General features: G+C 46.3%; 6 protein-coding genes. 4 read left to right on the top strand and 2 right to left on the bottom strand.

Annotated features, from left to right (window positions below):
• The coding region (locus tag B7C60_RS16025; RefSeq protein WP_216639335.1) for an ATP-binding protein at positions 1-903 on the top strand (903 nt) is incomplete at its 5' end.
• Between the two features lie 7 nt (positions 904-910).
• Here B7C60_RS16025 and B7C60_RS16030 read toward each other — a convergent pair.
• Together B7C60_RS16030 and B7C60_RS16035 are read right to left on the bottom strand one after the other, a co-directional pair.
• On the bottom strand, positions 911-2,665 hold the full coding sequence (locus B7C60_RS16030) for a glycoside hydrolase family 36 protein (RefSeq protein WP_099612505.1): 1,755 nt from the start codon (positions 2,663-2,665) through the stop codon (positions 911-913).
• Between the two features lie 114 nt (positions 2,666-2,779).
• Positions 2,780-3,400 carry a TetR/AcrR family transcriptional regulator gene (locus B7C60_RS16035; RefSeq protein ID WP_099612506.1) on the bottom strand — a complete coding sequence of 207 codons (621 nt, stop codon included), beginning with the start codon at positions 3,398-3,400 and terminating at the stop codon, positions 2,780-2,782.
• Between the two features lie 259 nt (positions 3,401-3,659).
• On the opposite strand from B7C60_RS16035, the gene B7C60_RS16040 reads away from it, so the two are divergent.
• From B7C60_RS16040 to vexD, 3 genes are all read left to right on the top strand, one after another.
• Positions 3,660-4,619 carry a DUF2860 domain-containing protein gene (locus B7C60_RS16040; RefSeq protein WP_342747987.1) on the top strand — a complete coding sequence of 320 codons (960 nt, stop codon included), beginning with the start codon at positions 3,660-3,662 and terminating at the stop codon, positions 4,617-4,619.
• Between the two features lie 145 nt (positions 4,620-4,764).
• Entirely contained in the window at positions 4,765-5,859 is a 1,095-nt protein-coding gene (vexC, locus tag B7C60_RS16045) for a multidrug efflux RND transporter periplasmic adaptor subunit VexC (protein ID WP_099612508.1), read from the top strand.
• On the top strand, positions 5,859-8,722 hold a 2,864-nt coding region (gene vexD, locus B7C60_RS16050; RefSeq protein WP_245869595.1), incomplete at its 3' end, for an efflux RND transporter permease subunit VexD. The genes vexC and vexD, both read left to right, overlap by 1 nt.

The following is an 8,722-nucleotide window of genomic DNA, read 5'->3' on the forward strand; positions in this document are numbered from 1 at the left end:
ATTGCTTTAGATATCGAAGATTGGGCGATTTTTCTGGTTTTAATGGGTTGCTTTGCCGTATACAGCATGTTGATGATGAAACTATTTATGTGGCGATTCAAACACCTCGAACAAGTGACTCAAGCCTTAGCTAAAGGTGACTTGAGCATTCGAGCAAAAGAGACCGGTTCGATGAAATTGGGGACGCTTAACCGCAGCTTCAATGCCATGGCTGATAAAATCTCTCAGCTAATAGAAAGCCATAAAATGCTCACTAACGCGATTGCTCATGAGGTGCGCACCCCGCTATTTCGCATTCAGTGCCAGCTTGATATGCTGCAAGAGATACCGGAACAAAAAGATAAATACATTGCTGGCATCGAAGATGACATCCATGAACTCGAGGAGATGATTAACGAGCTACTCCGCTTAGGCAAAATGGAGACCACGCCACTCACCTTCATCAGCCTCGACCTAGCACAATGGCTGCCAACACAAATCGAAAAATGGCAAATTGAGTCACCAGTCCCGATTGAATTACAAGCGCCACAGCACTGGCCAATACCATTAGTCGATAGTAATTTATTCAACCGGGCAATTTCCAACGTGGTACGCAATGCTTCTCGCTATGCAAAAAGTCAAGTTAGGCTAAACATAAGCAGTGACGATCAGAATTGGAAAATCACCATTGAAGATGATGGCCCCGGGATCCCCGAAGCCCATTGGCCACACATTTTTAAACCGTTTTATCGCGTCGGCTCTGCCCGAGATAAAACCAGTGGTGGTTTTGGATTAGGATTAGCGATCGCTGAACAGATCGCCCGTCAACATCATGGGCATTTAGTCGTCACCTCGAGCCAAAGTTTAGGCGGAGCTTGTTTTGAATTCACCTTACCAAGCAATGGCAACGTCAAATCGGCATAAATTCCATTCAATCACTAAAAAAAGGCTCAACAGAAGCAATAATCGCGCAACTGCTTAATCGATTCGCCAGCGTAATTTCAAATACTGACGTCGGCTCTATCGACAGCGCCTTACCACTCCAATAATCATACCAATGAACAGGTTGAGTCGCCGTCAAGACAAATGTACCCGCCTCCTCTTGATAGTTAAATAAACAGTGTAATTGATGGTGAGGGGTTAAAGTTAATCGGGCATGATTCACCGCCAAAGACATCCATGTCGACGACGCTTGAGTCTGTTGCTGGCGAACAATTAATTTCTGAAGACTTGCTTGAGCAAAAGGAGACAATTCCGGCAGCGGATCACCCGATAATAAGAAACCGCCACAGGCCAAAAGAACATTGCGGTGAAATTCATAACTGGCATGCTCAGTTGCTTGGTTCGGTAATGAGATAAAAGTCGCACAATCTGGATCAATTTGCCATAACCGACGATGCTGCCAACTACGATAAAAAGTTTCTTTCGCAATTTGCTCAAAACGAGAAGCATGACGTTCAACATCATCAGACACTCGCATTGCATCCACCAGACCGAGCGATGGCCACATCGGCGCATTACACCCCAATAACCAAGCATCACCAGCACCGTCAGCTATCGCTCGCATCCCCATCCGATAAGCCTCAACCCCAGTCACTCCCGATAGATAACGATTCCCTTTTAGCGTTCCCCAATAATTAGCATCCAACTTAAACAGCTCAACGCCCCACTCTTCTCGCATGGTTTTGATCACGTGAGTTAAATAAGCCTGAACCTGCGGATGAGAACCATCCAATACATACCAAGGCGTACAGCGCCAGCCACCGTAAGTGATCTTTTCAGCTTCAAGTGGCTGTCCATGCGCATTACTGACAAACCAGTCGGGATGTTGCTGGAAAAGTTTAGATTCTGGTTGAGCAATAAATGGAGCAAGCCATATTGCAGGCTTTTTCCCAGCCAGTTTAATTTCCTGGATAAGATTTTTCACCCCACCGGAAAATTTTGCTGAAGGTGTCAACCAATCTCCCATAAAAGCTTGATACCCATCATCCAATAGCACCCACTCTAAATCCGCCAACTCACCTTTCATGACAGCAAGATTTGACCTGATATTCTGTTCATTCACATCAGCATAATATGCATACCATGAACACCAGCCAATGGGCGCTGGTTTGGTTATTCCATCACGTGGTTTATGATGATTTTTGATAAGCTCGGCATACTGTTGATAGATGGTCGATAAGGAGGCGTCTTGCAAAATAGCGACCGACTCTAAAGTATGATCAGTCCACTTACTGGGATCGATGCGCTCCCCATCAATTGATGCGACTAAATAAGTTTTTCCTAACTCATTGATCAATTCAAAATAGCCTGCAAATCGCTGGCAAGAGGTAAAACCAAACAACAGGTATCCATCTCTATTCTCAACCACAAAATAGTTGTAATAACGCTTATTAGCATGGTTCGGATAAATTCGATAACTAAGGCTATTATCTGGACAACGGCCTATATCGATAGGGCAATTCAACGTCCCCGATGTTTGACACAACATTTGAAAGCCATCGCCAATCACCCGAGCATCCATATCGACATTCAATACTGTTCGAAACAGCCTATACTGCTCAGCTAAGGGCTTAGCCTTGCCTCCACAATAAGAAAAATGCAGTTCGTGACCTTGTAATTGAGCCTTTAAATCTGGTTCGAGTAATTCAATTTCTCGATCATATGGTAAAGTCAACGTTATCATCAGTTCAGCCAAGAAAATTAATCATATTCCATAGTGTGTAGTGAATGAGCCTCACATATCGTTATACGGTTCACACTTTCCCAGTACCTGGTTGCAAATGATTCCGACCCTCGACTAAATCCCTTTTTCGTGGCTTTCATTAACCGCATAAGCACAAAGAAACACTCTTGTGATTTCATCTAGTAACTTAATTTGACTGGTCGCATCAGGCAGTTCATAGTTAGCAATTAACTGCGGCCATAAAAAACAACCATGAAATTGACTGATCATCATCATGGCAATGAGTTTGCTTTCACCATGTCGAATACGCCCGTCCTCCATTGCGTCTATAATCCACTGTTGTAACACCACGTCAGAGCCATCAACTATTGATAAATATTTCGCAGTCAGTTCCGGCTCTCTGATGAATTCACTGACAATCCTCCGGATAACCGGTAGACCAACATGGTGATACATTTTTACCACTTTCTTATGCAAATAATCTCGCAGTTGTTTCTCTAAACTTTCAGAAGACCGATATTGAAAAGAGATCGCTTTCGGTTCACCGCTGACTAATTCTCGAATCGCTTGGGAAAATAAAAGCTCTTTACTTTCAAAGTGTCGATACAAAGTTCGTTTTGAGGTGTTCGCTCTTTTACAAACCCTTTCCATATTTGCATCATGAAAACCATATTCGATAAACTCAGCGATAGCGGCTTCAAGCAATGCTAATTTTTTTCTTTCTGTTAACTTCATAAGATATTTCTCACTTGCTACTCTTCTTTGCTTCACATTAACGCTAGCACACAAAAAAAGTATACTTATAAGTTTACTTTTTTTGTGTGCTTAAGCATAATCGCACAACCAAATTTTCGAGCAACAAGATTTAAAAACCAAGCAAACGAAAAACAACTTAACACATATTAACCAACTGTTTTAAAAGATTTTTTATAAAACAATATAAGCTCTGTATATAAACAATCATTCATACAAACTTATGCGAGGCATTATGTGCATGAAATCTTCTCTTATCGTTTTAGGATTAATAAGTAGCTCTGCATGGGCGCAATTGGCAACCATAGACGGATTGACTGGCGAATTATCGCTTAGTACTGGATTTTATTCCGTAGAATCAAATTTGAATACGCATGATGACAACAAAAAACTTGATCGTTTAGATACAACCAATAAAGCGGTCAGTGGCGGTTTACTGCTACCTTTAGGAAGTATGCGTTACACTTTTGGACAAGATTTACATCAACAAATTTATGCTGGTACCTCACGAGAAGATATTGCTACAGGTACATTAGCGTTCGAAGTGGGTTATAAGTATCAATTCTTATCAGGCATGATTATTGATTTATCGATACTACCAACCATTATGTCGGGAGAAGTATGGGAAGATCCATATCAGCGACAGGGAGAACGAAAAAGTACAGATGAAGATGGAAATGCATTTCGTGTAAAAGTAGAAAACATCGGTGGCTCTAAATTTTCCATCGATCTCGCTCATGCGACCAAAGATATAGAAAACGACGTACTGGGTAAAAAATATCAAGCGCTTCGACGAGATGTTGACGCCTTTTATTTCAAAACAGATTATAAATACGGGTTAGATAACACCACCATGATCAAACCTCGAGTCTCTTTCATTAATGCGAAGGCTGAAGGTAGCGCTAACTCTTTCAAAGAATATGGCGCAGAGCTGAGTTACTTTAAATTCTTAGGACGTCATCAATTGGCGCTAACTGCGGGCATAAGTGGCCGTGACTACGACACAATAAACCCCGTATTTAAAACCAAACGAAAAGATGAGGATATCAATTTATTCATCGCTTATGAATATACAAATGTCATGGAGTGGGTGAATTGGTCATTAATCTCATTCGCTGGGATTAAAAAATCAGATTCAAATATTGATTTTTACGATCAAAAAGAAGGTATTCTTTCCGTGGGTTTAAACTACCAGTGGTAGTTTATCCGATTTCTATCCTGGTGTTTTAAAAGCCCCTCCATAGGTTGGAATCAATCTAACTGGAGGGGACAACCAAAATCAAATAGTGTAGGGATATTCACACCCAATCCCCCTTCCCAATAGTGAAATTGAGGTGCAACATACTATGAATCCTTTTTTTACTCGTTCAATGGCTGCAAAGCGCTCATTGCTTAGCGCGGTGATCGCCTCGGCTTTATTGCTAACTGGCTGCGGTGAAGCGCCGCAAGTCAACGCCCCCGCTCCTGTGGTCAAACCCGCATTAACCGAGATTGTCGTAAGTCAACGCGCTTCCGATCTCACCTTTAATGGCGTGGTACGCGCCGCTCAGCGCGCTGATCTCGCCTTTCGCATCAGTGGCCGCTTAACGGATATCGCGGTAAAAGAAGGCGACCAAGTTAAAAAAGGCCAATTACTGGCGAGCCTCGACTCTCGAGATGCCAAAACGGCACTGGAAGCTGCGCAACTTGAGCTAAAAAACACCGAACAAGAGTACCGCCGCGCCAAGGCTATTTTTGATAAAACCCAAGCCATTTCTAAAGCCGAGCTGGATAAAGTCACTAATCGCTACGACCTTGCCAAAAACCGCGTCGAAGAGGCAAAACGTAAACTGGAATACACCCAAATCATTGCCCCGTTTGATGGCGTCATCAGTGAAAAAGCCGTCGAGAATTTTGCTCAAGTGCAAGCCAATCAGGTAATCATGATTTTGCAAGATTTGAATGATTTGGAAGTGGCGATTGAGATCCCGCATCGTGTCATGCTCTCTGGTGTGCGCAATACCCGCGCGATCGCCGAGCTAAGTGCGATTCCTAATCAGCAATTTGATTTACAGCTGCGTACCTACTCAACTCAGCCAAGTTCGGATTCGCAAACCTACTCTGTAGTGCTTGGTTTTGAAGATTTGAAGGGCTTTCGCGTGATGCCTGGCATGTCAGCCAAAGTGCTGCCGGTTGCCGACAATCCAACCGCTGAAAACACGCTGATCACCCTACCACTGACCGCCCTAGTACCAGATAACCAAGGCAAACAGTTTGTGTGGGTGGTCAATGCGCAAGACCAAGCGGAAAAACGTTACGTGGACATTGGCACCACCTACAAAGATCGCGTAGTGATTACCCAGCATCTCGAACCAGGTGAGCAAGTGATCATTGCCGGTGTTTCGAGTGTTCGCGAAGGCATGACCGTTCGTCCCTACACGGATAACAGCGGAGCCCAATAATGGATATTGCACGTTATACCCTTGCCAAACGCACTAGCGTTTGGGTGCTGATAGCCCTGACCTTGATTGGCGGCTACATCAGCTACCTCAAATTGGGTCGCTTTGAAGATCCTGAGTTTGTCATTCGCCAAGCGGTGATTGTGACGCCTTATCCGGGTGCAACCGCGCAAGAGGTCGCAGATGAAGTGACCGATGTCATCGAAGGCGCGGTGCAAGCCCTGCAAGAGCTAAAAGAAGTCAAATCGGTTTCGATGCAAGGCCGCTCTGAAGTGACGGTGGAAATCAAACTCGAATTTGCCAAATCCTCGGCGCAGCTGCAGCAGGTGTGGGACAAGTTACGCCGCAAAGTCGCGGATGCGCAGCGCCAACTGCCTCCCGGAGCAGGCGCTTCGATTGTCAATGATGACTTCTCCGACGTGTACGCGCTGTTTTATGCGGTGACGGGGGAAGGCTTTAGCGACAAACAGCTACAAGACTACGTCGATACGCTGCGCCGTGAATTGGTTTTGGTGCCGGGTGTAGCCAAAGCCGCCACATTGGCCGAGCAGCAAGAAGCGATTTTTATCGAGATGTCCAGCGAACGCATGGCGGAATTTGGCCTTTCGGTTGAACGCGTACTGCAAGTGCTACAAAAGCAGAGCTTAGTCACCGTTGCAGGCAGCGTCGATGCAAAGCAAATGCGCATTCCAGTGATCCCAAAATCCAACATCAGCTCTTTGGCTGGCCTCACTAATTTGCAAGTGGCGGTCGGTAGCAACAATGCGGTTGTGCGCCTAGGTGATATTGCCAACATCAGCCGTGGCTACACCGAACCAGCATCGATGTTGATGCGCTATAACGGTCAGCGTGCAATTGGCTTTGGTATCTCAAACGTCACTGGCGGTAACGTGGTGGAGATGGGCGATGCCGTCAAAGCACGCTTGGCTGAACTTGAAAGCCAGCGCCCACTGGGCATGGATCTGCATGTGATTTCGATGCAGTCTGACTCGGTGCGCGCTTCGGTGGCCAATTTTATTGATAACCTGATTGCCGCTGTCGCCATCGTGTTTGTCGTGCTGCTGCTGTTTATGGGCGTACGCTCAGGTGTCATCATCGGTTTTGTTCTATTGCTTACCGTTGCCGGCACCTTATGTGTAATGCTAATTGATGACATCGCCATGCAGCGGATTTCGCTCGGCGCACTCATCATCGCCCTCGGCATGTTGGTGGATAACGCGATTGTGGTCACTGATGGTGTACTCGTGCGTTTTCAACAAGATCCGAACGCCGATAAACAGCAAGTGGTCTCTGAAGTGGTTAATGCCACTAAATGGCCTCTTCTGGGCGGTACGGTGGTGGGCATTTTTGCCTTCAGTGCAATTGGCCTCTCCCCTTCCGATATGGGCGAATACGCTGGCTCGCTGTTTTGGGTGATCCTCTACTCGATGTTTTTGAGTTGGGTGTTTGCGGTGACCGTCACCCCCATGCTGTGCCATGACTTTCTACGCGTTAAACCTGCAACCAAAGAGGCGAAACCGTTTAAATTGGTAACGGGTTATAAAGCCGTACTGCAATGGGTGTTAAGCCACCGCGTGGTCAGCTGTGCAATGCTGCTTGGCACCTTAGTGGCTGCAGTGTGGGGCGCTCAGTTTATTCCGCCGGGCTTTATGCCAGAGTCGCAACGACCACAATTTGTGGTGGATGTGTACTTGCCACAAGGCTCAGATATTCGCCGCACCGAACAGGTTGTCGCCAGCATTGAGAAAGACGTGGCGCAAAAAGAGGGTGTTACCAATATCACCAGTTTCATCGGCGGTGGTGGCCTGCGTTTTATGCTGACCTACTCACCCGAAGCGCGTAACCCAAGTTACGGCCAACTGCTGATTGATATCGATGACTACACCAAAATTGCCCCATTAGTAGGCGAGCTGCAAAATGAGCTGGATGCCAAATACCCAGATGCCTCAATCAAGGTGTGGAAGTTTATGCTCGGTCGCGGCGGCGGCAAGAAAATTGAAGCCGGTTTCAAAGGCCCAGACAGCCATGTGCTGCGCCAATTGGCCGAACAAGCCAAAGCGATTATGCATAACGACCCGAACCTGATTGCGGTGCAAGATGACTGGCGTCAGCAAGTGCCGGTATTGCAGCCGGTGTATTCCGCGCAAGAAGCACAGCGTCTTGGTTTGACGACACAAGAAATCAGTGCCGCGATCGCACAAACGCTCAATGGACGTAATGTTGGGGTTTATCGCGAAGGTAATAACTTGATCCCGCTGATGGTGCGCGCACCAGAAAGTGAACGCAATCACGAACGCGCGATTGAAAACAGTGAAGTGTTCAGCGCGCAAACGGGGCGTTACGTTCCGGTGAGCCAACTAGTAGATTCGGTCGATACTGTCTATCAAGATGCCTTACTGCGCCGTATTAACCGCATGCCGACCATCTTGGTACAAGCTGACCCAGCGCCCGGAGTGATGACCGGTGATGCGTTCAATAATGTGCGCGAAAAAATCGAGCAGATTGAACTACCTGCTGGCTATGAGCTGATTTGGTACGGTGAATACAAAGCCTCGAAAGATGCCAACGAAGGCTTAGCGATCTCCGCGCCTTACGGCTTCGCGGCGATGATTCTCGCAGTGGTGTTTATGTTTAACGCACTGCGTCAGCCACTCGTGATCTGGATGACGGCTCCTTTTGCCGTCGTGGGTGTCACCATTGGCCTTATCGCCTTTCAAACCCCATTCGAGTTTATGGCGATCCTCGGTTTCCTAAGCTTGATTGGTATGATGGTGAAAAACGCGATTGTGTTGGTTGACCAAGCGGATGCGGAAATTCGCGAAGGTAAACAAGCTTATTTCGCAATCATTGATGCGGCGGTCAGCCG

The sequence above is a fragment of the Vibrio fujianensis genome (genome assembly GCF_002749895.1).
Lineage (GTDB): Bacteria > Pseudomonadota > Gammaproteobacteria > Enterobacterales > Vibrionaceae > Vibrio > Vibrio fujianensis.

What these genes read in the sequence shown, in the direction of transcription:
- B7C60_RS16040 (WP_342747987.1), top strand. Translation starts at nt 3,660, where the DNA reads ATGAAATCTTCTCTTATCGTTTTAGGATTAATAAGTAGCTCTGCATGG.
- vexC (WP_099612508.1), top strand. Translation starts at nt 4,765, where the DNA reads ATGAATCCTTTTTTTACTCGTTCAATGGCTGCAAAGCGCTCATTGCTT.
- B7C60_RS16035 (WP_099612506.1), bottom strand. Translation starts at nt 3,400, where the DNA reads ATGAAGTTAACAGAAAGAAAAAAATTAGCATTGCTTGAAGCCGCTATC.
- B7C60_RS16030 (WP_099612505.1), bottom strand. Translation starts at nt 2,665, where the DNA reads ATGATAACGTTGACTTTACCATATGATCGAGAAATTGAATTACTCGAA.